This window comes from Sphingopyxis sp. (assembly GCF_965279725.1).
Lineage (GTDB): Bacteria > Pseudomonadota > Alphaproteobacteria > Sphingomonadales > Sphingomonadaceae > Sphingopyxis.
This window is the reverse complement of the sequence record NZ_CBDIIL010000001.1, coordinates 836,604-859,929: the sequence shown is the minus strand read 5'-3', so window position 1 is coordinate 859,929 and position 23,326 is coordinate 836,604. Positions and strand designations below refer to the sequence as shown.

The 23,326-nt window shown below is 65.4% G+C and carries 19 protein-coding genes; 12 read left to right on the top strand and 7 right to left on the bottom strand.

Annotated features, from left to right (window positions below; translation table 11 throughout):
• Window positions 1-110: 110 nt before the first annotated feature.
• Window positions 111-506: a YkvA family protein gene (locus ACQY6T_RS04020; RefSeq protein ID WP_428628663.1), complete on the bottom strand. Its 396-nt coding sequence runs from the start codon at window positions 504-506 to the stop codon at window positions 111-113.
• A gap of 137 nt (window positions 507-643) precedes the next feature.
• Here ACQY6T_RS04020 and ACQY6T_RS04015 point away from each other — a divergent pair, with 137 nt between their 5' ends.
• The gene (locus ACQY6T_RS04015; RefSeq protein ID WP_428628660.1) at window positions 644-1,636 is read left to right on the top strand and encodes a dipeptide epimerase; all 993 of its coding nucleotides are present in this window, start codon (window positions 644-646) and stop codon (window positions 1,634-1,636) included.
• Here ACQY6T_RS04015 and ACQY6T_RS04010 read toward each other — a convergent pair whose 3' ends face one another.
• The 3 genes from ACQY6T_RS04010 to ACQY6T_RS04000 all read right to left on the bottom strand — a co-directional run bounded on the left by ACQY6T_RS04010 (window position 1,637) and on the right by ACQY6T_RS04000 (window position 4,658).
• The gene (locus ACQY6T_RS04010) at window positions 1,637-2,101 is read right to left on the bottom strand and encodes a pyridoxamine 5'-phosphate oxidase family protein (protein WP_428628658.1); all 465 of its coding nucleotides are present in this window, start codon (window positions 2,099-2,101) and stop codon (window positions 1,637-1,639) included.
• Between the two features lie 62 nt (window positions 2,102-2,163).
• Complete coding sequence (locus ACQY6T_RS04005) at window positions 2,164-3,600, bottom strand: S41 family peptidase (RefSeq protein WP_428628655.1); 1,437 nt, start codon at window positions 3,598-3,600, stop codon at window positions 2,164-2,166.
• Window positions 3,600-4,658, bottom strand: coding sequence for a type 1 glutamine amidotransferase domain-containing protein (locus ACQY6T_RS04000; protein ID WP_428628653.1), 1,059 nt, complete (start codon window positions 4,656-4,658; stop codon window positions 3,600-3,602). Before ACQY6T_RS04000 ends, ACQY6T_RS04005 begins: the two co-directional genes overlap by 1 nt.
• Before the next feature lie 144 nt (window positions 4,659-4,802).
• Here ACQY6T_RS04000 and ACQY6T_RS03995 point away from each other — a divergent pair, with 144 nt between their 5' ends.
• From ACQY6T_RS03995 to ACQY6T_RS03980, 4 genes are read left to right on the top strand one after another with little or no spacing between them, the layout of a single operon-like run.
• On the top strand, window positions 4,803-5,489 hold the full coding sequence (locus tag ACQY6T_RS03995) for a response regulator transcription factor (RefSeq protein WP_428628651.1): 687 nt from the start codon (window positions 4,803-4,805) through the stop codon (window positions 5,487-5,489).
• Window positions 5,486-6,781 carry a sensor histidine kinase gene (locus tag ACQY6T_RS03990; RefSeq protein WP_428628648.1) on the top strand — a complete coding sequence of 432 codons (1,296 nt, stop codon included), beginning with the start codon at window positions 5,486-5,488 and terminating at the stop codon, window positions 6,779-6,781. Before ACQY6T_RS03995 ends, ACQY6T_RS03990 begins: the two co-directional genes overlap by 4 nt.
• 33 nt (window positions 6,782-6,814) lie before the next feature.
• Window positions 6,815-9,094 carry an FdhF/YdeP family oxidoreductase gene (locus ACQY6T_RS03985; RefSeq protein WP_428628646.1) on the top strand — a complete coding sequence of 760 codons (2,280 nt, stop codon included), beginning with the start codon at window positions 6,815-6,817 and terminating at the stop codon, window positions 9,092-9,094.
• Window positions 9,087-9,737 (top strand): DUF1345 domain-containing protein, encoded by a 651-nt coding sequence (locus ACQY6T_RS03980; protein ID WP_428628644.1) that lies wholly within the window; start codon window positions 9,087-9,089, stop codon window positions 9,735-9,737. Before ACQY6T_RS03985 ends, ACQY6T_RS03980 begins: the two co-directional genes overlap by 8 nt.
• On the opposite strand, the gene mobA is transcribed toward ACQY6T_RS03980, so the two are convergent.
• Both mobA and fdhD read right to left on the bottom strand, forming a co-directional pair.
• Window positions 9,732-10,241 carry a molybdenum cofactor guanylyltransferase gene (gene mobA / locus ACQY6T_RS03975; RefSeq protein ID WP_428628641.1) on the bottom strand — a complete coding sequence of 170 codons (510 nt, stop codon included), beginning with the start codon at window positions 10,239-10,241 and terminating at the stop codon, window positions 9,732-9,734. The two genes, ACQY6T_RS03980 and mobA, sit on opposite strands and share 6 nt — an antisense overlap.
• Window positions 10,238-11,047: a formate dehydrogenase accessory sulfurtransferase FdhD gene (gene fdhD, locus ACQY6T_RS03970; protein WP_428628847.1), complete on the bottom strand. Its 810-nt coding sequence runs from the start codon at window positions 11,045-11,047 to the stop codon at window positions 10,238-10,240. Before fdhD ends, mobA begins: the two co-directional genes overlap by 4 nt.
• Window positions 11,048-11,140: 93 nt before the next feature.
• Between fdhD and ACQY6T_RS03965 the strand changes: the two genes are divergently transcribed.
• Window positions 11,141-11,806, top strand: coding sequence for an MOSC domain-containing protein (locus ACQY6T_RS03965; protein WP_428628640.1), 666 nt, complete (start codon window positions 11,141-11,143; stop codon window positions 11,804-11,806).
• Between the two features lie 125 nt (window positions 11,807-11,931).
• On the opposite strand, the gene glpD is transcribed toward ACQY6T_RS03965, so the two are convergent.
• Window positions 11,932-13,446 (bottom strand): glycerol-3-phosphate dehydrogenase, encoded by a 1,515-nt coding sequence (gene glpD, locus ACQY6T_RS03960; protein WP_428628637.1) that lies wholly within the window; start codon window positions 13,444-13,446, stop codon window positions 11,932-11,934.
• A gap of 114 nt (window positions 13,447-13,560) precedes the next feature.
• Here glpD and zwf point away from each other — a divergent pair, with 114 nt between their 5' ends.
• The 6 genes from zwf (at window position 13,561) to ACQY6T_RS03930 (ending at window position 23,320) form a co-directional block, all read left to right on the top strand.
• Window positions 13,561-15,024, top strand: coding sequence for a glucose-6-phosphate dehydrogenase (zwf, locus tag ACQY6T_RS03955; RefSeq protein WP_428628635.1), 1,464 nt, complete (start codon window positions 13,561-13,563; stop codon window positions 15,022-15,024).
• Complete coding sequence (gene edd / locus ACQY6T_RS03950; protein ID WP_428628633.1) at window positions 15,017-16,858, top strand: phosphogluconate dehydratase; 1,842 nt, start codon at window positions 15,017-15,019, stop codon at window positions 16,856-16,858. Before zwf ends, edd begins: the two co-directional genes overlap by 8 nt.
• Window positions 16,855-17,475 carry a bifunctional 4-hydroxy-2-oxoglutarate aldolase/2-dehydro-3-deoxy-phosphogluconate aldolase gene (eda, locus tag ACQY6T_RS03945; protein WP_428628631.1) on the top strand — a complete coding sequence of 207 codons (621 nt, stop codon included), beginning with the start codon at window positions 16,855-16,857 and terminating at the stop codon, window positions 17,473-17,475. The genes edd and eda overlap by 4 nt, the downstream gene beginning before the upstream one ends.
• 68 nt (window positions 17,476-17,543) lie before the next feature.
• Window positions 17,544-19,115, top strand: coding sequence for an HAD-IB family hydrolase (locus ACQY6T_RS03940; RefSeq protein WP_428628629.1), 1,572 nt, complete (start codon window positions 17,544-17,546; stop codon window positions 19,113-19,115).
• A gap of 158 nt (window positions 19,116-19,273) precedes the next feature.
• On the top strand, window positions 19,274-21,619 hold the full coding sequence (locus ACQY6T_RS03935; protein ID WP_428628626.1) for a glycerol-3-phosphate 1-O-acyltransferase: 2,346 nt from the start codon (window positions 19,274-19,276) through the stop codon (window positions 21,617-21,619).
• A gap of 105 nt (window positions 21,620-21,724) precedes the next feature.
• Window positions 21,725-23,320 carry a wax ester/triacylglycerol synthase family O-acyltransferase gene (locus tag ACQY6T_RS03930; protein WP_428628624.1) on the top strand — a complete coding sequence of 532 codons (1,596 nt, stop codon included), beginning with the start codon at window positions 21,725-21,727 and terminating at the stop codon, window positions 23,318-23,320.
• Window positions 23,321-23,326: the final 6 nt, after the last annotated feature.

Below are 23,326 nucleotides of genomic sequence, written 5' to 3'. Positions count from 1 at the left end.
CAGCGCGGCGCGAGAGGCCGTTGACCCCGGATCAAGTCCGGGGTGACGGAGAAGAATGACCGCTTTCCTAACGCAGAAGGTTCATTTTCCGTCGCTTTGACCTGCCGGGTTCAATGCCAGGGCGACGTGCGCACCGCCCAATATCCCAGATAGAGCAGCCCTGCCCACAGGAGCAGGATGAACGCCATGCCGGTGCGGCTGGACGGGCGATCGGCTTCGGCTTCGGCGGCGGCGTGGAGTTCGACCCATAGATCGTTAGGGATCAGCCGCCGCACCAGCAACAGGCCGAGCGGGACGATGATGAGATCGTCGAGCCAGCCGAGTACCGGAATGAAATCGGGGATCAGGTCGATTGGCGACAGCGCATAGGCGGCGACGGCGATCGCCAATATGCGCGCGAGCATCGGCACCCGCGGATCGCGTGCCGCCAGCCATGCGGCGTGGGCCTCGACCGCGAGGCGGTGGCCAAGGTCGCCGATGCGTTCGGAAAGGGATTTGCCGGTCATCGCCGCACCATAGATAATTTATTCGTCATTGCGAGCGGAGCGAAGCGATTCAGGGCGGCTTGGCGCCACGCGGGACTGCTTCGCTCCGCTCGCGACGACGCTGTTGTGAGATCATGGGCTTCGCCTATGATCGGACGATGGCTATCCAACTGAAAGGCGCGCGGGTCGAACGCTGGGCGGTCGCAGGATCGTTTGTTATCGCGCGCGGCGCCAAGACATTTGTCGATGTCGTCGTTGCCGAGTTCGAGAGCGATGGTGCAATCGGGCGCGGCGAAGGAACCCCGGTCTATTATCTGGGTGAAGACGCCGCCGGGTGCCGCGACCAGATTTTGCGCGCCGCGACGCATATCGCCGACATGGGTGCGGCCGAAGCGCGCGCGGCGGTGCAGGAATTGATGGCGGCTGGCGCAGCGCGCAATGCGCTCGATTGCGCGCTATGGGATCTCGAGGCGAAACAGCGGGGGCTGCGGTTGTGGCAGGTTGCGGGCTGTGACGGCGCGCCGACGTCGCGGGTGACCGCTTTCACCATCTCGCTCGGGTCGCCGGGGGCGATGGCCGAACAGGCGGCGACTGCGGCGGCCGACGGTTATCGGCTGCTCAAGCTCAAGCTGACCGGCGAAGACGATCGTTTGCGGGTCGCCGCAGTGCGCAAGGGCGCGCCCGAAGCGCGGCTGATCGTCGATGCCAATGAAAGCTGGCGTGACGTCGATATTTTGAGCGAGGCCGAGGCGCTGGCCGACCTGGGGGTCGAAATGGTCGAACAGCCGGTGCCGGTCGGCGCCGACGCGCTGCTCGACCCCGTCTATGCGCCGATCCCCTTCATTGCCGACGAAAGCTGCCAGACCGCCGCCGATGCCGCGCGCATCGGCGCCTTTTACGACGGGGTGAATATCAAGCTCGACAAGGCGGGTGGGCTGACCGAGGCGCTGCGGATCGCCGATGCGGCCGATGCCGCGGGGCTGTCGATCATGGTCGGGTGCATGTTGTCGACCAGTCTGGCGATCGCGCCAGCGTTCGTGCTGGCACAGCGCGCGCGGTGGGTAGATCTCGACGGTCCCGCGCTGCTGGCGCGGGACCGGGAGGGGGGATTTGAGTTTCGTGACGGGCGGATCGGGCCACCCGTGATTTGACTATAGCGCCACTTCGGCGTGCTGGCCGAGTTCGCCTTCCTTCATCGTCATGCCTGTCATCAGTTTGAAGATGCCCTTGATGCTCGGGTCGGCGGTCCAGATTTCGGCATCGGCCAGGTCAAAGCGGAGCAGGACGAGCTTGGGATCGTCCTTGCCGCCTTCGTACCAGGCGGCGATGCCGTTGTTCCACAGTTTGTCCAGCACCGCACGGTCGCTTTCATGCACCAGTGTCCCCGAAATGCAGGCAAACAGATCATGGCCCTTGGCGGCAAACTGCGCCATCGCGGCGCCGCCGCTGGCCAAGCGATTGTCGGTCGAGGTGAAGAACCAGAAGGCACCGTCGGCGTCCTTGTCGAGCTGGGCGTTCATCGGGATATGATGCTCGCGCTCGCCGGTCGCGCCGACCATGACATAGGGGCTGTCGGCCAGTGCTTTCCAGAACTGCTTCTTGATGTCGTCGCTCATGGGGGGCTCCTTTTGTGGGTGGATGACAGCTCAACGCACCACGGCCCCCGATGTTGCCCCGTTCAGCCTGCGGGCGTGTCAATCTGGCGTATGGTGCCGCCGGGTTTGGCGAGGTTGTCCAGCGCCGCCTGTATGATTGCCGCCTCGCTCGCACCGTCGTTTACGACAAGGTCCGGCTGCACCGGCGCGACGCGCTGGTCGCCGCTCGGCCGGATGAAATCGCGGGTGGCGATGAAGGCGGTGAAGCCCGTGGCGGGCAGGCGCGTCGGCATCATGTTGCCGGTCTGGTTGGCGAAGCCGCCGGTCGGGCGGCCGACGAGCGTAGCGAGTCCGCGGTCCTGCATCGTCGTGGCGAACAAAATCCCCGCCGAATAGGTCAGCTCGTCGATCAGCACCGCGACGCGGCCCTTGAACCGCGCGTTGGCGGACGCGGGCTGGATCAGTTCGTCGTCAACGACAAATTCGCGCATCGACCCGGCGTCACCGCGATAACCGAGCACGCCAATATTCTCATCGTTCAGCCGCTCGCGCGCCCGCGACACCTGCGCGGCGGGACGGTTCAGGACATATTGGATGACACGCGCGCCCGCGTCGCTCTGACCGCCGGTGTTGCCGCGCACGTCGATGATCAGCCGCGATACGCCGCGTGCGGTGATCGCAGCGAAGGCCTGATCAATCGCCGTATTGTAAGTGGCAGGGTCTTCATCGACGTCGAAGGTCGGCACGCGCAGCAGCGCGGCATCGGCGCCGAGCCATGCGACCCTAGGCATTTCGGCCGCCTTGCTGTTTTCGACCGGCGTCCATCGCGCGCCTTTCACCCATTGCAGCGTCATCGGCGGCGCCGCACCGGCCAAAGTAATCGCAAACCGGTCGCGCCACCCCATCACCGCGTCGAGCCAGCCGGGTAGCATCACTGACAGCATATGCATCCGCAGCTTGGCGGTTTCGCCGTGGCTGTATGCGACAAGGCGCGCGAGCAGGTCGGGGGTCGCGATGCCGTTGATCGCGAGGATTTCCGCCCCCTGCGCCAGCGTTTCGCCCGATGTGTCATTGCGCCAACCGCTGCGCAGGCGCAGCTGCCCGTCGGCCGCGATCGCGGCGCCGAAGGGGAACTGGCTCGCGCGTTCGGCATCCCCGGGCTCCTCGCCCGACAACCACGGCAACAGCAGCGTGTGGGCATCGCGAAAGGTCGGATTGATCCGCGCGAAGATGGGAAACGCCTGCTCGCGCGTCAGCGCACCGTCGATCGACGCGGCGGCGATGCGGAACGCGGCCTCGACCGGCGCCTCCAACATCGTCTGCCCATAATAGCGTGGGTGACGTTCGAGCACCGCGCGGCGCCACACCGCCAGATCGGCTTTGAGCGCCGCCATCGGCAGCGGGCCCGAAGGCGGGGCGGCCGACGGCTCGGCGGCAAAGCCGACAAAGCCCGCTGTCCCGGCAGCGGCGGCCACAGCCGCCGCACCCGCCACGACCTGACGACGCGAGAGCGATGGCATCACTGCGCTTTCGCCAGCTTGGCGCGGGCTTCAGCGATCGCGGCGACCAACTGCGGTTCGTCATAATGCGGCAGTGCGACTTCCATCGCGGTGATCGCGCCTTCGATCATCTTGCGATCGGCGCCCGGCGTTTTTGACCGGTAAAGCCCCCACGCGGCGATGAGGGGGACGTCATATTGCGCGGTGTTCGCTTTGAGCGATTGGCGCGCCCCGGGAACGTCGCCTGCCAGCATCCGCCCGATCAGCGCGATGCTGCGCTCGTCGGTGAAGGGTTCGCGCGGCGCGAGTTTGCGGCCCATCGCACGGACAACGGCTTCGGCCGCGTCCGACGTTGAGTACGGGTTCTGGCCGGTGACGATGCGGTTGTCGGACACGACATGGCTCAGCATCATCGGCGCTTCGCTGAATTGTGCGCCCGCGCCGCGCAGGCCGTCTTCGAGCAGGACAGGGAAGGCCGCGGCCCAGCGCTTGCCAAACAGCAATTCTTCCTCGTTCGAAAAGCCGGTGACGGCGCGTCCGGAGATCAGCGATTTGCCGTCCTTCAGCGGCACGTTCATCAGCGCGGCGGGGCCGTGGCAGACCGCGCCGATCACGCCGCCCGCTTCATAAGTTTGCGCGAGCAAAGTCTTGAGGTCGATATTGACCGGCAGGTCGAACATCGCGCCCTTGCCGCCGATGATGAAAACCGCGGCGTAACGCTCGCTGCGCGCGCTGGCCAAGGAGAGCGTCGAGGCGAACTTTGCCTGCGCGGCCGGGTCGGCGATGAAGCGGCTGTTATAGGGTTTTTTGGGATCGAATCCGTCGGCGACGACAACACCCCCGGCCGGACTCGCGATGTCGACGGTCAGCCCATTGTCCGCGAACACCGCATAGGCCTGCGACAATTCATCCATCTCGAAGCCGGGGCGCGTTTTTCCGGCGTCGGCACCATGGCCGCTGACGACCAGGAGCACGCGGTCCGCCTTTGCGCCGCTATCGGCCTGCGCCTGTGCGGGCAGGGGGGCTGCGGTCAGCAGGCCCACAACCAACATCGCCAAATTCTTCTTCTGCTTGTGCATCGTCTCGCTCCACATTGGGTCAGGATGCCGCCGGTCTGGCAGGCCGGGCGTCAGAACGATGTGAAAGCCGTTTTGACGCTATTTTGACCTTGCATCGCCAAGGATTTGCGGTGGAACAAGGGGCGGGCGGACAAAGGACATCGCTTGAACGACGCATTCGACATCTTGCTGGTCGAGGATAACGCCGATCTGGCGGGCAATGTCATCGACTATCTCGAGGCGCTGGGACATCGGCTCCATTATGCCGCCGATGGTGAAGCGGGGGTGCGCGAGGCCTTGATGCGCCCGGTCGATGTCGTGCTGCTCGACCTCGCGCTGCCGCGCCGCGATGGGCTCAGCGTGTGCGCCGAGATCCGCCGCCGCGCCGACCACCGCATCCCGATCCTGATGCTGACAGCGCGCGATACCCTCGACGACAAGCTGGCGGGCTTTGCCAGCGGTGCCGACGACTATCTGGTCAAACCCTTTTCGCTCGCTGAACTGGCCGCGCGGATCACCGCGCTGGCGCAGCGCCCGCGGCTCGGGCAATCGCACAGCATCGTCATCGGCCCGCTGACCATCGACCGGCACATGCGGAGCGCGACGCGCGCCGGTCAGCTGCTGCGGCTGTCGCCGCTGCTCTGGGACATCCTGCTGTTGCTCGCCGAAGCGTCGCCCCAAGCGGTCACTCGCGCCGAGATCGGACGCAAGCTGTGGGGTGACGAGCCGCCATCGTCCGATGCGCTCCGCAGCCACATTCATCTGCTGCGGCAAATCGTCGACAAGCCGTTCGGCGCGCCGATGATCGAAACCGTCCACAGCATCGGCTTTCGCCTGAGCGCGTCGCAATGAGCCTGCGACGCTACAGCCTGCGACGCCGCGTGATGGTCGCGCTGGTCGCCACCGTGTTGGCGACCAGCGCGGTGTTTGGGCTGGCGGCCTTCATCTTTGCCTACACGCTTGAGGATCGGCTATTCAGTACCGCTGTCGCCCGCGAGATCGAAAGGCAGCAGCAAAGCTGGCGCCGCGGCCGATCCTTATCGACGCCGGAACTGGCCTATATCAAAATCTATCCGAACAAGCTCGGCCTGCCGCCTGATCTCGCGCAGCAGGTCGCGGCCAACCCCCAGCAGATCGAATTCTACGGCGCTGCGGGGCGTCATTATCACGTCGCGCATTTCACGCTCGACCGGCGCCCCGGCGCGGCTCCGGGGGGAACGCCTGCCGTCGCGGTGGCCGAGGTCAGCCGCTATCTGCTCGTCCGCCCCGTGCGCGATGGGATGATCCAGTTCCTGATCGGGCTCAGCCTGTTCATCGCGCTGGTGATGGCGTTGCTCGGCTGGTGGCTCGCCAATCGCGCGATGCGCCCGCTGAGTCGGCTTGCTAAAGACGTCGCCGATGGCGGCAGCGAAACCGTCCCCGTCGTGCGGGTCGAGGATTATCCTGCGAACGAGATCGGGGTTTTGGCGGGTGCGCTCGGACAGGCGTTCCAGCGCATCCGCGGCTTTGTCGACCGCGAGCGCAGCTTCACCCGCGACGCCAGCCACGAACTGCGCACCCCGCTGGCGGTCATTCGCGGCGCTGCTGAAGTCATCGCGCTGCGCCGCGACCTGCCCGCGCTGATCCCCGAAGCGCTGCGCCGGATCGAAACCGCGACGATCGACATGACGCAAACGCTCGACCTGCTGCTGGCGCTGGCGCGCGAGGGTGATGCGTTGCCGACGCAAAGCGTCGCCTTGCGGCCCATGGTCGAAAAGGCGATCGCGGCAGCGGCGGTGCGCTTTCCGGCGAACCAGCTTGCCGTGTCGAACGATGTTGCGGGCGATGCGGCGATCGTCGTCGAGCCGACGTCGTTGCAGCTCGTCCTCAACAATCTGATTGGCAACGCGTTCCAGCACGCGGCGGCCGCCCATCTGGACATCGAATTTCGGCATGATTGCCTGACGATCAGCGATGACGGACCCGGCCTTGGCACGACAACCGATGCGTTTGCCCCGTTCGTCAAAGGTGAAGCGAGCGAAGGCAGCGGGCTCGGCCTCGATATTTCGCGGCGTTTGTGCGCCGCTGCGGGCATCAACCTCACCAGCGGCGCGGGCGCCGAGGGACGCGGCGTCTGTTTCACGCTAAAATTCGGCGACCGATAGAAAAGCACGCCGCTTTGCGCTAATCCGCGCACTATGGCCGAGGACAAACCCCGCTATCGAACTTACACCAGCCCGGCGGGTGGCTGGGGCGCCGCTGCCGCAACGGCAAAGGTGCTGATGGAACAAAGCGTCGTCGGTAAAGGATCGCGCGCGCTGCTGGCGATGAACCAGCCCGGCGGGTTCAAATGCCCGAGCTGCGCCTTTCCCGACGCAAGCTGCACCAAAAAGCTCGAATTCTGCGAAAATGGCGCGAAGGCGCTCGCGCATGAAGCAACCAAGTTCCGCGTCACGCGCGAATTTTTTGCCGAGCACAGCGTGTCCGCGCTGATGGAACAGTCCGACTATTGGCTCGAAATGCAGGGGCGATTGACCGAGCCGATGCGCTATGACGCCGCGACCGATCACTATGTGCCGGTCAGCTGGGACGATGCCTTTGCGCTGATTGGCAGGCACCTGCGCGCCCTGAACAGCCCGCATCAGGCCGAATTCTACACCTCGGGCCGCACCGCGAACGAGACGGCATTCCTTTATTCGATCTTTGTGCGCGAGTTCGGGACGAACAACTTTCCCGACTGTTCAAACATGTGCCACGAACCGACCAGCCGCGGACTGCCGCATTCGATCGGCATCGGCAAGGGCACGGTGATCCTCGATGATTTCGAACATGCCGAGGCGATCTTCCTGATTGGCCACAATGCCGGGACCAACGCCCCGCGAATGATGACCCCGCTGGTCGAGGCGCGGAAACGCGGGGTGCCGATCGTCGCGGTCAACCCGATGCCCGAACGCGCGCTGGTCCGCTTCACCGAGCCGCAGGATATCGTCCAGATGGCGACCTTCGGTTCGACCGAGGTCACCAGCGAGTTCGTGCATATCAAGATCGGCGGCGACCTGGCGCTGATCAAGGGCATGATGAAGGTGATGTTCGAGCGCGAGGCCGCGGGCGAGGCGGTGTTCGACCATGATTTTATCTCGCAGCACACGGATGGTTTTGCGGCGCTTCAGGCTGACATCGCCGCGCAGGAATGGCCCGCGATTGTCGCCGCATCGGGGCTGAATGAGGCGCAGATCCGGCGCTGCGCCGAAATCTATATCCGCTCGAACGCCACGATCATCTGTTACGGCATGGGCGTCACCCAGCATCAGATGGGGTCGCAGCTGGTCCAGCAGATCGCCAATCTGCTTTTGCTCAAAGGCAATTTCGGTAAGCCGGGGGCGGGGATTTCGCCGATCCGCGGCCATTCGAATGTCCAAGGCGACCGCACCGTCGGCATCGACGAGAAACCGAGCCAGGCGTATCTCGACAAGGTACGCGATGTGTTCGGGTTCGAACCGCCGCGCGAAGATGGCCATCACACGGTCGAATCGGTCGAGGCGATGCTTGATGGCACCGCCAAGGTCTTCATCGGGCTTGGCGGCAATTTTGTCCGCGCGGTTCCCGATACCGACCGGTCTTATGATGCGATGCGCCAGCTCGACCTGACCGTCGGCATCGCGACCAAGCTCAACCGCGGCCACCTCGTCCACGGCAAGGACGCGCTGATCCTGCCCGTCATCGCGCGCTCCGAACGGATCGAGACCGCGGCGGGCGAACAGTTCGTCACGATTGAGGATTCGATGTCGAACGTCACCGCCTCGCGCGGCGTGCTCGACCCCGCGAGCGCGCATCTGCTGACCGAAACCGAAATCGTCTGCCGCATGGCGATGGCGACGTTGCCGAACAGCAAGACCGGCTGGGCCAGCTATATCGACGATTACAGCCTGATCCGCGACAAGATCGCCGCGGTCTATCCCGCGATTTACGAGGGCTTCGCCGAGCGAATCAAGGCGCCGACGGGCTTCCACCTCGACATCCCGCCGCGCCGCCGCGTCTGGGCGACCCCGAACGGTAAGGCCACTTTCCTGGTCCTGCCAGGACTCGCGGTGAACGCGCCGGTTGCCGACCCGGCGATGCTGCGGCTGGCGACCGTGCGCTCGCACGACCAGTTCAATACGACGATCTACAGTTACAACGACCGCTATCGCGGCGTGTATAACGACCGGATGGTGTTGTTCATGAACGCCGATGACATCGCCGACCGCAAGCTGGAGGCCGGCGCCAAGGTCGCGCTCGAAACGATCACCGACGACGGCGCCCGCCGCCGGGTCGAGGGGCTGACGATCATCGCCTATCCGATGTCGCGCGGCTCGGTCGCGGGCTATTATCCCGAGCTCAACCCGCTGTTGCCGCTCGCTTTTTACGACAAGACCAGCGGCTGTCCGGCGGCCAAGGCGATCCCGGTGCGCGTCGTCGCGGTCACCGCCGTTGGCTAAGCGCGCCGACATCACCGTCGGTCACCGCATCGCCCCGGCGCGTTTCCTGATCTTTGCCGCCGCGCTGATCGTCGCGGGCGGCGGCGCATCGGCGTTCGGCTGCGATCCGCGCACCGCGCTACTGATCGGCTTCGACATCGCCACGCTCGTCTTTCTGGCCGCGATCGCGCCCTTGCTCGGCGCCGATGCCGATCGGATGCGGCGCACGGCGGAGAGCAACGACGCTAACCGCGCCGGGCTGCTCGCGATCGCGGTGCTGCTGTCGCTGGTGATCCTGTTTGCGGTCGGGACGCTGATCGCGGGTCCGGGCGCGCTCGACCGCAGCGCAATTGCGCTGATCATCGCGACGCTGGCGCTGGCATGGTTGTTCGCGAACATGGTGTTCACGCTCCACTACGCGCACCTCTATTATCTGCAGGTGGGCGGGCGCGACCAAGGCGGCATCGAGGTGCCGGGGGCCAAGGAGCCCGGATACCCCGATTTCCTCTATTTCGCTTTCACGCTGGGGATGACGTTCCAGACGTCGGACGTCGCCATATCGGGCGCGCATATGCGCCGCGTCGTGCTCGGCCATTGCATGGCGGCGTTCATCTTCAACATGGGCATATTGGCGTTCACGGTAAACGCCATCGGCGGGTCATAGATCCCGCAGCTGCTCCAGATCGGCGACGTTGTTGATGTTTGGCGGCACGAAGTCGCTCGCCACCGCGCGCGCGCCGATCCGGCGGGCAAAAGCGCGAACGGCCAGATCGTCGCTATCCGTCAACACCGCCTTCAGGTCGTCGAGCACCGCAACGGGCCACAGGCCGATCACCGGCTGGGTTGCCAGGAAAGCTGGAGCCGGTTGGAGCAACGCGCGCAGGTCGGGCGGCAGGCGCACGCAATCGACCGAGACGGTCAGCACCTGATCGCAGCCCTGATCGGATGCGTGGATCAGAGCTGCGGCGATGCCCCCCAGCGGCCCCATGTCCGCGCGCGGCCAGTCGGTGATTTCGCCCCTGCCGACAACGATCACCGCGTCGCAATGCGGGCGCAGCGCCGCCAGCGCATGATCCAGCAGCGTCTGCCCATCGAGCATCGCGGCCGCCTTGTCGGAACCAAAGCGGCGCGCCCGCCCGCCCGCGAGCACCGCGCCGAGCGTCTTCACGCGATCATCCCGCGTGCATCGTTGATGACTAGCGCCGAGTCCGCGCGCGCCAGCGCGACCAGCGTCAGCCCCGCCTGCACCGCACGCTCCGCCGCCAGGCTGGTCGGCGCCGAAATGGTGACCAGCATCGGACATCCCGCGCGCACCGTCTTTTCGACCAGCTCATAACTGCACCGCGCCGATAACAGGATGAAACCGGCCGCCGGGTCGGTCCCCGCCCGCGCCAGCGCCCCGATCAGCTTGTCGAGCGCATTGTGCCGCCCGACATCCTCGCGCGCGAGCAGGATAGCGCCGTCAGGCGAGCAAAACGCTGCGGCATGCACTGCGCCCGTCGCGCGACCGAGCGGCTGGTGGTCCGCCAATGCAGCCAGCGCCGTAGCAATCGCGGCGCGGTCGGTCGCGATGCGCGCGGTCAGCGGAGGGAGGGGACGCAAGACCTGCTCGATATTCTCGATCCCGCACAGCCCGCAGCTGCTCTCGCTCACCCGCTGGCGCGCGCGCTCCAGCGCCATTGCCTTGCGTTCGGCCGGTACCCAGAGGCGCAGCGCCCAGCCGCCCTCGACCGGATGCACGTCGATGCGCTCGACCTGATCGGCCGTCTCGACCAGACCCTCGCTCAGCGCAAAGCCCAGGCCATAATCCTCCAGATCGGCCGGGGTCGCCATCATCACCGCATAGCCTATGCCGCCAACCTCGATCGAGACGGGCGCCTCCACGGCAATGCTGCGGACCAGCGCCGCGTCGCCGGGCTCGGCGAGGCCAAGCCGTTGCACCGCGAGGTTGATCGATTGCTGCCCGGATTCCATCGCCGCCTTGTCCCGCGCGGCGACGCCGTTGGCAAGCCAGCTTGTCGGGCGGGGGGCGATTGCCATTTCCGCCGTGCGGCGTATCAATCGCCCATGCAAACGCCGATTCTAGCGGTCCTTTTGGGTCAGGTGCGTCCCTTTCGCGGCGCAGACGAACCGAGCGCGATCGGCAAACTGCCGGTCGTCGAAGCGATCGCGGTCGGCGCGATGGGTCTCGCGGGGGACGAGCAGGCCGATCGTACCGTCCATGGCGGCGTCGACAAAGCCATCCACCATTATCCTGCCGACCATTATGATTGGTGGCGTCAGTATCTGGGCGACGTGCCGCTGCTCGATGCACCCGGGGCGTTCGGCGAGAATATTTCCACGACGGGCCTCGATGAAACCAATGTCTGCCTCGGCGACCGCTTCCGCCTTGGTACCGCGCTGGTCGAGGTAAGCCAGGCGCGCCAGCCGTGCTGGAAACTCGACCACCGCTTCGGGACGAAGGGCGTGATGGCGCAGGTCGTCAAGACGCGGCGGACCGGCTGGTACTACCGCGTTCTCGAAGCGGGGGAGGTGCGGGCGGGCGACAGTCTCGAACTGGCGGAACGTCCCTATCCCGACTGGCCGCTGGCATCGCTGTTCGCGCTGCTGATCGGCGGCGAAGCAAAGGATCGCCCCGCCGACCTCCGCGCGCTGCGCGACGTGCCGGTGCTCGCTGAAACATGGCAAGTGCGCCGTGCCAAGCTCGCGGAGCAATATGGTGTGGATGACTAGGGTGCGTTGATCACCAACTGATCCCCTAATCCCGTTCGTGTCGAGCGAAGTCGAGACACCCATCGTTGGCGCACCGCTTTACGGCATCTCGACTTCGCTCGATGCGAACGGACCAAGATAGGGCATCATTCCCGGCGGGGTTCGGGGCGTGCATCCAGGCAGCTTGCCAGCTTCGCCACCTCATCCGGCCTGAAATGCAGCCCCAGCTTGCTGCGCCGCCACAATATATCGTCGGTCGTCTGCGCCCATTCCTGCTCGACCAGCCATGCCACCTCGGCCACGCTCAGCCCGTGCGCGATTTCGCCGCCCAGCGCGTCCCAGCCATCGGCATCGCCCAGCCAGCGCCGCGCATCGGTGCCATAGGCCTTGACGATGCGATCGACCGTCGCGGCGGTCAGGAAAGGATGCGCAAGCTTGATCTCGGCCTTGAGCGCCGCGGCGCCGCTGATCGGAAAATCGCCGCCGGGCAGCGGTGCCTTGGCCGTCCAGCGCTTCCTCGACAGAGCGGACACATGGCCCACCAGCTCGTCGACCGCGGCCTCGGCGACATGGCGATAGCTGGTGATCTTGCCGCCATAAATGGTGAGCAGCGGCGCGCCTTCTTCCATGTCGAGGTCGATGCGGTAACCGCGCGTCGCCGCTTCGGGACGCCCCGAGCCATCCTCGATCAGCGGCCGGACCCCCGAATAGGTCCACACGACGTCGGCGGGGGTGATCGCCTCGCGGAAATAGAGGCTCGCGCCCTCACAAAGATAGGCGATTTCGTCGGCGCTCGCCCGCACCTCACTCGCCGGTCCGTCGTGATCGACGTCGGTGGTGCCGATCAGCGTGAAGTCGCGCTCATAGGGAATCGCGAAAAAGATCCGCCCGTCGGGGAGCTGGAAGAAATAGGCATAGTCGTGCTGGAACAACCGCCGCACGACGATGTGCGACCCCCGCACCAGCCGCATCGCATGGTCGGGTTCGGCATCGGCGCGCTTCAGCAGGTCGAGCACCGCTGGCCCGGCGGCGTTGACGATCGCGCGTCCAGTGAAACGGTATTGATGCCCATTGGCGCAGCTCGCCTCGACCACCCACAATCCGTCCTCGCAGCGCAGCATGTCGGCGCGGGTGCGGGTGCGAACCTTGGCGCCATGCTCGGCGGCATCGCGCGCGTTGAGCGCCACCAGCCGCGCGTCATCGACCCAGCCGTCCGAATATTCAAAGCCATGGGTATATTGCGGCTGCAATGGCTCGCCTGCGACGTGGCGGCGCAGGTCGATCGACCGCGTCGCGGGCAGCTTCTTGCGCCCGCCGATATGGTCATAGAGGAACAGCCCAAGCCGCAGCAGCCAGCGCGGACGCAGCCCTGGCCGGTGCGGCAGCACGAAACGCAGCGGCCAGATGATGTGCGGCGCAATGCCCCACAACGTCTCGCGCTCCTTCAGCGCCTCGCGCACCAGGCCGAATTCATAATGCTCCAGATAGCGCAGCCCGCCATGGATCAGCTTGGTCGACGCCGACGACGTTCCCTGCGCCAGATCGCCCGCCTCGAGCAGCAACACCCGCGCCCCGCGCCCCGCGGCATCACGCGCGACCCCGGCGCCGTTCACGCCGCCGCCGATAATGATGAGGTCATAAGGCTGGGCGCTGTCGGGCATATCTCTCCCTATGGCGATCCAGCCGATTTTGCCAAGAGGGTGCAGCTACGTATGCGCGTTGCAATCGCACGCTGGCTCCGCCATTTCCCCTGATGGATATCCAAGGGGATTTTTGTGAGCGTGAAAGTCGAGACATTGGTGCTGTTCGGCGCGACGGGCGACCTCGCGCAGCGCATGCTCTTTCCCTCGCTCTACAATCTCCATCTCGACGGGCTGCTCGCCGATGCGCTGACGATCATCGGATCGGGGCGCTCGAAAATGGACCGCGCCGCCTTTCACACGCAGGTGCGCGACGCGCTGGCCGAGCATCTGCCCGCCGATCGGATTGAGCCGGGTGCGGTTGACGCCTTCGTGGCTCGTGTCGATTATTGCGCAATCGATGCGGGTGCGGGCAGCGGGTATGACGAACTGGCTACCTTGCTCGGCGACCGGATGCAGCGCCCGATCGGCGTGTATCTATCGACCCCGCCATCGATGTTCGGGCCGATCGCGCAAGGGTTGAAGGCCGCGGGCATCGCCTGCGCCGAATGCCGCATCGCGATGGAAAAGCCGATCGGCCACGATCTTGCCTCGTCGCGTGAGGTCAATGAACAGGTCGGCGACGCCTTTGCCGAAGGCCGGGTGTTCCGCATCGACCATTATCTCGGCAAGGAAACGGTGCAGAACCTGCTCGCGCTGCGCTTTGCCAACATGCTCTTCGAGCCGCTGTGGAACGCGCAGGCGATCGACCATGTCCAGATCACCGTCGCCGAAACGGTGGGGCTGGAGGGCCGCGTCTCCTATTATGACGGCGTCGGTGCGCTCAAGGACATGGTGCAGAACCATATGCTGCAATTGCTCGCGATCATCGCGATGGAGCCGCCCGCCAGCGTGTCATCGACCGCGGTACGCGACGAGAAGGTCAAGCTGCTCCGCTCGCTGCGCAAGCTGACCGCCGAAGATGTGAAGGCGCACAGCGTCAAGGGCCAGTACAGCAGCGGCGCGGTCAATGGCGGCGCGGTCGCGGGTTATGCCGAAGAGCTTGGCCAGCCGTCGAACACCGAGACTTTCGTGGCGATCAAGGCTTTCATCGACAATTGGCGCTGGAAGGGGGTGCCCTTTTACCTGCGCACCGGCAAACGCATGCCCGAGCGCAAGTCCGAAGTGCTGATCCAGTTCAAGCCGGTGCCGCACAATATCTTCGCGCGCGTCGGGGCGGGCAAGCTTGACGCCAATATGATGATCATCAACCTCCAGCCCGAAGAGAATATCCGGGTCAAGGTGATGGCGAAACAGCCGGGGCTCGACCGCGATGGCGTCAAGCTGAAAGAAGTGACGATGGACGTCTCGCTCTCGCACAGCTTTGCCGGCGAGCGGCGGCGGATCGCCTACGAACGCTTGCTGCTCGACTTCATTGAGGGCGATCAGACCCTGTTCGTGCGCCGCGACGAGGTGGAGGCACAGTGGCAGTGGATCGATTCGATCCGCGACGCCTGGGCCGCGGTCGACATGGCGCCGCAGACCTACACCGCGGGTAGCTGGGGCCCGAGTTCGGCGATCGCGCTGATCGAACGCGACGGAGCGAGCTGGCATGATTGAGTTGAACCCCGTAATCGCCAAGGTCACCGACCGCATCATCGCCCGCAGCGCGCCGCGCCGCGCCGCGTATCTCGACCTGATGGACCGCCAACGCGAAGTCGGCACCAATCGCGGCAATCTCTCCTGCGGCAACCTCGCCCACGGCTTTGCCGCCGCGGGCGACGACAAGCCCGCGATCCGGTCCGGCGCCGAAATGAATATCGGCATCGTCACCAGCTACAACGACATGCTTTCGGCGCATCAGCCCTATGGCCGCTACCCTGAACAGATCAAACTCTTCGCGCGCGAAGTCGGCGCGACCGCACAGGTCGCGGGCGGCGTCCCGGCGATGTGCGACGGGGTGACGCAGGGGCAGGCGGGCATGGACCTGTCGCTGTTCAGCCGCGACAATATCGCGCAGGGCACCGCAATCGCGCTGAGCCATGCGATGTTCGAGAGCGTGTTGCTGCTCGGCATTTGCGACAAGATCGTCCCCGGCCTGCTGATCGGCGCGCTGCGCTTCGGCCATCTGCCGCAAATCCTGATTCCCGCGGGACCGATGCCTTCGGGACTCGCGAACAAGGAAAAACAGCGCGTCCGCCAGCTTTACGCCGAAGGCAAGGCGAGCCGCGACGAACTGCTCGAGGCCGAGGCGGCGAGCTATCATGGCGCGGGCACCTGCACCTTCTACGGGACCGCCAACTCGAACCAGATGATGATGGAGCTGATGGGACTGCACGTCCCCGGCAGCGCGTTCACCAACCCCGGCACGAAATTACGCCAGGAGCTGACCCGCGCCGCGACGCATCGGGTGGCGGCGATCGGCTGGGATGGCGACGATTATCGCCCGCTGGCGCGCTGCGTCGATGAAAAGGCAATCGTCAACGCCGCGATCGGCCTGCTCGCCACCGGCGGATCGACCAACCACGCCATCCATCTGCCCGCCATCGCGCGCGCCGCGGGCATCATCATCGACTGGCAGGATTTCGACGAGCTCAGCCATGCCGTGCCGCTGCTCGCGCGCGTCTATCCGAACGGCGCGGGCGATGTGAACAATTTCCATGCCGCGGGCGGCATCGGCTATGTCGTGCGCGAGCTGCTAGGCGCGGGGCTGCTCCACGGCGATGTACTGACCGTGGGCGGCACGATGGCCGATTATGGCAGCGAGCCGGTGCTGATCGATGATGCGCTGCAATGGCAGACGGCCCCCGCGACAAGCCGCGACGACACCATGCTGCGCCCCGTCGCTGCGCCCTTCTCGCCCGACGGCGGCATGCGCCTCCTTACGGGCAACCTCGGCCGCGCGATCATCAAGACCAGCGCGGTCGCCGAAGATCGCTGGACGATCCAGGCGCCGTGCCGGATTTTCGACAATCAGGATGCGGTGCTGGCGGCGTTCAAGGCGGGCGAACTCGAACAGGACGTCATCGTCGTCGTCCGCTTTCAGGGGCCGCGCGCCAATGGCATGCCCGAACTGCACAAACTGACCCCGGCGCTCGGGGTGTTACAGGACCGCGGTTTCCGCGTCGCGCTGCTCACCGATGGCCGCATGTCGGGCGCCAGCGGCAAGGTGCCGGCGGTGATCCACCTGTCGCCCGAAGCCTTACCTGGCGCCGACGGCGTCAGCGGCCCCCTCGCTTTTCTCGCCGACGGCGACATCGTCCGCGTCTGCGCAAAGCAAGGTGAGGTGCTCGCGCTCGTCGATCCCGCCATCTGGGCCGCGCGCAGTCCTGCCGCCGCGCCGCCGCCCGCGGTCGGCGTCGGCCGCGAACTTTTCGCCCTGTTCCGCCACCACGCCGACGAAGCCGAAAAGGGCGGATCGGCTGTTCTTGCTGCTATGGAGTCCGTCATTTGAGCCAGTCCATCGACCAGATCATGCGCCTTGCCCCCGTCATCCCGGTGATCGTCATCGACCGGGTCGAGGATGCGGTGCCGCTGGCCGAGGCGCTGGTCGCGGGCGGGCTGACCGTGCTCGAAGTCACCCTGCGCACCCCCGCCGGGCTGGAGGCGATCACCGCAATGAAGGCCGTGAAAGGCGCGGTCGTCGGCGCGGGCACCGTGCTCGATCCCGCGATGCTGGCGGGCGCGATCCATTCCGGCGCCGAATTCATCGTTTCGCCGGGCCTGACCGACAATCTGGGCAAGGCCGCCGTCGCGAGCGGCATTCCGTTCCTGCCCGGCACCGCCAACGCGGGCGACATCATGCGCGGCATGGACTTGGGACTCGACCGGTTCAAATTCTTCCCCGCGGCGACCAGCGGCGGCATTCCGGCGCTCAAGGCGCTCGCCGGTCCCTTCGGTCAGGCGCGCTTCTGCCCGACCGGCGGCATCAGCCTGACGACCGCGCCTGACTGGCTCGCGCTCGAAGCGGTGCTGTGTGTCGGCGGCAGCTGGGTTGTCCCGTCGGGGCCGCTCGACCCGGCGAGGATCGAGGTGCTGGCGCGCGAGGCCGCGGCGCTTTCCCGCCATTGATTAACCCCATTTTACCTGTCATCGTGCAGGGATAAGGCGGCAAACAAGCCGTTGGTGGGGAGACAGGCGTGGCGAGGCCGCAACCGCATTTGGATGAAGTTCTGGCATCGGAGCCGGGATCGCATATCGCCGCGCTGTTCGATTTCGACGGTACGATCATATCGGGCTATTCCGCGACCGCGATGCTGCGCGAGAAATTCCAGCGCCGTGAAATGTCGATGGAAGAAATCGCCGAGACCGCGCAGGTCATCGCGCAGCACAGCCTGGGCACGATCGGCTTTTCTGGGCTGATGTCGGGCGCCGCGAAATTCATGAAGGGCGTCGAGGAAGAGAGCTTCGTCGCGTTCGGCGAAGAGCTTTACAAAAAGCATATCGCCCGCAAAATCTATCCCGAGACGCGCGCGATCATCGAGGCGCATCAGGCGAAGGGGCACCGCGTCGCGATCATCTCGTCGGCGACGATCTATCAGATCGAACCGACCGCGCGCGACCTTGGCATCATCGACATCAAATGCTCGGCCTATGAGATCGAGGATGGCGTGTTCACCGGCGACATCATCCGCCCGCTCTGTTTCGGCGAGGGCAAGGTGCTCGCCGCCGAGCAACTCGCCGCCGAATATGGCCTCGATCTCGACCAGAGCTTTTTCTATTCGGACAGCGACGACGACATCGAACTGCTCGAACGCGTCGGCAAGCCGCGCCCGCTCAACCCCAACTTGAAACTCAAGGCCATCGCCGAAGAGAACGGCTGGCCGGTGCAGCGCTTCGGCAGCCGCGGTACGCCGAGCTGGGTCGATTATACCCGCACCATCTATGCCACCGGCTCGCTCGTCGGCGCGTTCGCCGCGGGCCTGCCGATCTGGGCGCTGACCCGCTCGCAGCGCGAGGCGGCGAATTTTTCTATCGGGCTGTTCGGCGATTTCGCGACCGCGATCACCGGGGTCGAGCTTGAGGTCGACGACGAGAAGAACCTCTGGTCCTCGCGCCCCTGCGTCTTCATCTTCAACCACCAGAGCAAGGCGGACGTCATGATCCTCGCCAAGCTCATCCGCCGCGACATGGGCGGGGTGGGCAAGAAGGAAATCAAGAATATCCCCATCCTCGGCAAGTTGATGGAATGGGGCGGCACCGTCTTTGTCGACCGCGCTGACGGCCAGAGCGCGATCAAGGCGATGGAGCCGCTGGTGGATGCCATCAAGATCGAAGGCAAGTCGATCTGCATCTCGCCTGAAGGCACACGCAGCCTGACGCCAAAGCTTGAGCCGTTCAAGAAGGGCGCGTTCCATCTGGCGATGCAAGCCGGCGTGCCGATCGTCCCGATCGTAATTCATAACGCGACCGACGTCGCGCCCAAGAACGAGTTTGTGATGCGCCCTGCGACGGTGCGCGTCACGGTGCTGCCGCCGGTCGATACGTCGAAGTGGAGCGCCCGGACGATGAACAATCACGTTCGCGACGTCCGCAACATGTTTCTGCGCACTTTGGGCCAGCCCGAGGAAAGTGTGGCGGAGTCGGTGGCGAAGGAGCCTGCGCCGGAGGCTGCTGCCCCCGAGGTGAAGACCGAAAAAGCCAAGCCCAAGAAGGCGGCGGCGAAGAAGCCCGCAGCGACGAAACCGGCAAAAAAGCCTTCGAGCAAATGACGACTATCACCCGACATCTGCTTCCCGTTCGTGTCGAGCGAAGTCGAGACACCCGGGGGGACAGCGCCATGCCGACGGGCATCTCGACTTCGCTCGATGCGAACGGAATTTGGGGACATGCTCCCCTTCTTTCCAACGCGGCGGGGCGTTATTGAACAGTGGCCGACGGAACCGCCCGCACCCCCATCATAGCGGAGGACGCGGCCGACCGGCTCTATATCATCGACGCGCGCAACGGCGTCGAACGCCAGCTGTTGCTCGACTGGGTCCATGCCACCGCGGGCGAGGCCGAGCCGCAATGGACTAGCCTTGCGATCGCCGACGACGATCACGCCCTGCCGCTCGAAACGCTCCGCGCCCGGCTCGATGGGCAGCCGTCGCGGCAGGTGGTGCCGCTGCGCGTCGCGTGGCGCATCCCGGGGTTCGAGCGCGATCGGGCGCTCAAGTTCCGCCACATCATCTTCGGCGATCCGCGCCACCCGGGGCCGCTGCGCGCGCGGCTGATCCTGCTCCGCGACCGCCGCCGCGCGCAGATCCTGGTCGGCGAGGCGGCGACGCTCGACGCATTGAGGGACCGTTTCGCGGCGCAAACCGGCGGCGGCGACGCGGCTGGCCCCGACGGCGCCGAATTTGCCGGCTTCGTCGCGCGGCAGGCGGGGCTCGCGCTCGATGTGGCAGAACGCGGCATCCGCGGCACCCGCTACAAGGTGCCGCGCTTCGTCGCCGACGGCCTGCGCACCAGCCCCAAATTCCGCGCCGCGCTCGCCGAATTGTCCGAGGCAACGGGCCGCCCGGTCGCCGACCTGTTTCGCGAAGCCCGCCCGCTGATGAAAGAGGTCATCGCGCGGCCCAGCGCGCTGTTCCTTGATCTGCGCGCCCGGCTCGACCGCATGATGTTCGGCGGCTACGCACCCGAGATGGAGGTCGACGCCGCCGAGCTCGCGCGGCTGCGCGCGATCCTGCGCGAACATCCCACTGCGATCCTGTTCACCCACAAAACCTATATCGACGGCGCCACTCCCAGCCGCCTCACCTATGAAAACGACATGCCGATGCTGCACAGCTTCGGCGGCGCCAATCTCGACTTCGCGGTGATGGGCGAATTTTTCCGCCGCTCGGGGATGATCTTCATCCGTCGCAGTTTTCAGGACCAGCCGGTCTATAAGCTCGTCCTCCGCCATTATATCGCCTGGCTGCTGGCCAAGCGTTTCCCGCTGTCGTGGGCGTTCGAGGGTACCCGCTCGCGGCTCGGCAAGCTGATGCCGCCCAAATATGGTCTGATGAAATATGTCCTCGACGCCGCGCATGCGACGGGCACGCGCGACGTCCATTTCGTGCCCTTCGTCACTAGCTTCGACCTGATCCTCGATGTCGAGGAATATGCTGCGGAACAGACAGGCCGCGTGAAGAAAGCGGAGAACCTCGGCTGGTTCGTTGGCTACTTGCGCAATCTCAAGAAGCCGTCCGGCCGTATCCGGCTCGACATCGGCCAACCAATTGTAGTCGACGAAGCCCCAGAGCCGAACGACAAGCGCGCCCTTGAGAAGATCGCTTTTTCGGTTGCTGTCGAAGCCAATCGGGTAACGCCGCTCACCGTGTCGTCGGTGATGTGCCTGATCCTGCTCGGCATGGCGCCGCGCGGCGCGACCTCTGCCGAACTGCTCGGCGCGATCGGCGCGGTGGCCGACTGGGCGCGGGCGCGCGATATCCGCCTCAGCAGCGAGCTTGAAAGCCACGACGATAGCGCGCTGTCGGCGACCGTCGACACGCTTGTCGCAAGCGGGCTGCTCACGCGCTACGAAGCAGGCAGCGAGAATGTCTATTCGATCGACCCCGCCAAGCATCCGATGGCGAGTTACTACCGCAACATCATCGCGCATCATTTCCTCGACCGCGCGATGATCGAACTTGCGCTGTTCGAACTGCGCGACGCCGACAGCGGCGATGCGACGGTGGCCTTCTGGGACAAAATCGATCGCCTGCGCGACTTGTTCAAATTCGAATTCTTCTACCCGCCGCGCGACGAGCATCGCGCCGCGCTGGAGGCCGAGCTGGCGCGCATCGATCCTGTCTGGGACCGCCGCCTTGCGAGCGGCGACCGCGGCATCGCGCAACTGCTCCGCCGCTGCCAGCCCGTCGTCGGCCATGCGATCTTGCTGCCGTTCGCGGAGGCCTATTCGATCGTCGCCGACCTGCTCGCCCGCGCGCGGCCGGGTGATGCGGTCGATGACAAGGCTCTGCTCGATGCCACGCTGACCGAGGGCAAGCAGGCCTATCTGCTTCGCCGGATCAGCAGCGAGGCCGCGATCGGCAAGCTGCTCTTCGCCAACGGCCTATCGCTGATGCGCCATATGGGGCTCGCTGAGCCCGCGACCTCCGACATCCTCGCCGCGCGCCGTGCGCTGCTGCTGGAACTGCGCGGGCTGGCGAACGTGATGGAAACGATGCGCCTGTCGACGGTCGCATTGGCAGACCGGATGCCGGGGACGGGAGAGCAGCAATGATCAACCGCAATTTCGTCATTGCGAGCGAAGCGAAGCAATCTCCAGCCATCGAAGCTGCGCAACCTCGAAGGCTGCAGATTGCCGCGTCGCCTTCGGCTCCTCGCAATGACGATGTCTGTAAAGGAACTTAACATGCTCAAACAGCTCAGCGCGCAGGATGCCCAGTTCCTTTATATGCAGACGGCGAACAACCTGACGCATATCATGGGCGCGTACATCTATGATCCCGCGACGTCGCCCAAGGGGCTGGTGCGGTTCAAGGACATCATTCGCCACGTCGCCAGCCGTGCCGACACGTCGCCGTTGTTCAAAAGGCGCCTCCACCGCCTGCCGATGGACATCGACCATCCTTATTGGGTCGAGGACGAACATTTCGACATCGAGGCGCATATGAGCCATGCGCGCCTGCCCGATCCCGGCGACTGGCGGCAATTCTGTATCGCCACGGCGCGCTATTTTTCCAAACCGATGGATATGAACCGTCCGCTGTGGGATATTTACATTATCGAAGGGCTTGACCGCATCCCCGGCATCGCGCCGGGCAGCTTTGCGATGCTCCACCGTGTCCATCATGCTGCGGTCGACGGCGCGTCGGGCGCGCATGCCTTTATCGCGATGAGCGATCTCGACGCGGCTGGCACCCCGGCGATCGCCGCGCCGCCGCAGGAAGAGGATCTGGGTGTTGCGCCCTCGACCAACGAAGCCCTGACCCGCGCGTGGAGCGCGTCGATGCAATCGCCAGTCAAGTTCATGAATGCGCTGATGAAAATGTCCCCCGCCATCCTGACGGCAGCGCGCAAATCGGTGGCCGAGGGCGGGACCACCGGCGGCGTTCCCGATACGCGTTTCAACGCGCCGGTTGGGCCGCACAAGATGTTCGATGCCGCGACTTTTGCGCTCGCCGACTTCGCGCCGATCCGCGCCAAGGTCCCCGGCGCGACGGTCAATGACGTCGTGCTGGCGACGTGTGGCGGAGCGCTGCGCCGGTATCTGGAACATCATGGCGAATTGCCCAAGGACAGCGTCGTTGCGGTCGCGCCGATCAATCTGCGCGGCAAAAAGGGCAAGGCCGACGTCCCCGGCAATCAGGTGTCGGCGATGAGCGTGCCGATCCGCACCGACATCGCCGATCCCCTCGCACGCCTCGCCGCGATCCGCGATTACACGGTGCAAGCGAAGGAGGCGAAGGCCGGGATCAGCGCGCGGGTGATGACCGACCTGTCACAGCATATTCCGGGTGCGACGATGGCGGCGGTGGCGCGCATCCTGACCAACGAACGCTTTGCGGTACGCCAGACCAACCTGTTCATCTCGAACGTCCCGGGGGCGCAGGTACCGCTCTATATGGCCGGGGCGCAATTGACCCACAGTCTCGCGATGGGTCCGCTCGCCAACAATATGGGGCTGTTCATCGCGACCCCCAGCTACAATGGCCGGATCAGCTTTTCGGTCACCTCCGACCGGGCGATCATGCCCGACATCGCCTTTTTCCGCCAATGTATCGAGGAAAGTTTCGCCGATTTGATGGCGGCAGTACCGAAACCCGAAAAGCCCAAAGCCGTTACGGCAACGCCGAAACCGGCAGTCAAAGCAGCGCCAAAGCCAAAGGCGAAAGCAAAAGCCGTCCCAAAACCTGCCGCAAAGGACAGGGTGAAACCGGTTGCCAAAGGCAACGCAACCCGCAAGACTCCGAAAAAATAGACCATG

Excerpts from the sequence above, each read along its gene's own strand:
- ACQY6T_RS03985 (WP_428628646.1), top strand. The coding sequence starts at position 6,815 with ATGGCCGAGGACAAACCCCGCTATCGAACTTACACCAGCCCGGCGGGT.
- ACQY6T_RS04015 (WP_428628660.1), top strand. The coding sequence starts at position 644 with ATGGCTATCCAACTGAAAGGCGCGCGGGTCGAACGCTGGGCGGTCGCA.
- ACQY6T_RS04020 (WP_428628663.1), bottom strand. The coding sequence starts at position 506 with ATGACCGGCAAATCCCTTTCCGAACGCATCGGCGACCTTGGCCACCGC.
- ACQY6T_RS04000 (WP_428628653.1), bottom strand. The coding sequence starts at position 4,658 with ATGCACAAGCAGAAGAAGAATTTGGCGATGTTGGTTGTGGGCCTGCTG.
- ACQY6T_RS03965 (WP_428628640.1), top strand. The coding sequence starts at position 11,141 with ATGCAAACGCCGATTCTAGCGGTCCTTTTGGGTCAGGTGCGTCCCTTT.
- glpD (WP_428628637.1), bottom strand. The coding sequence starts at position 13,446 with ATGCCCGACAGCGCCCAGCCTTATGACCTCATCATTATCGGCGGCGGC.
- ACQY6T_RS04005 (WP_428628655.1), bottom strand. The coding sequence starts at position 3,600 with ATGCCATCGCTCTCGCGTCGTCAGGTCGTGGCGGGTGCGGCGGCTGTG.
- ACQY6T_RS04010 (WP_428628658.1), bottom strand. The coding sequence starts at position 2,101 with ATGAGCGACGACATCAAGAAGCAGTTCTGGAAAGCACTGGCCGACAGC.
- ACQY6T_RS03930 (WP_428628624.1), top strand. The coding sequence starts at position 21,725 with ATGACGATGTCTGTAAAGGAACTTAACATGCTCAAACAGCTCAGCGCG.
- fdhD (WP_428628847.1), bottom strand. The coding sequence starts at position 11,047 with ATGGAATCCGGGCAGCAATCGATCAACCTCGCGGTGCAACGGCTTGGC.
- ACQY6T_RS03990 (WP_428628648.1), top strand. The coding sequence starts at position 5,486 with ATGAGCCTGCGACGCTACAGCCTGCGACGCCGCGTGATGGTCGCGCTG.
- edd (WP_428628633.1), top strand. The coding sequence starts at position 15,017 with ATGATTGAGTTGAACCCCGTAATCGCCAAGGTCACCGACCGCATCATC.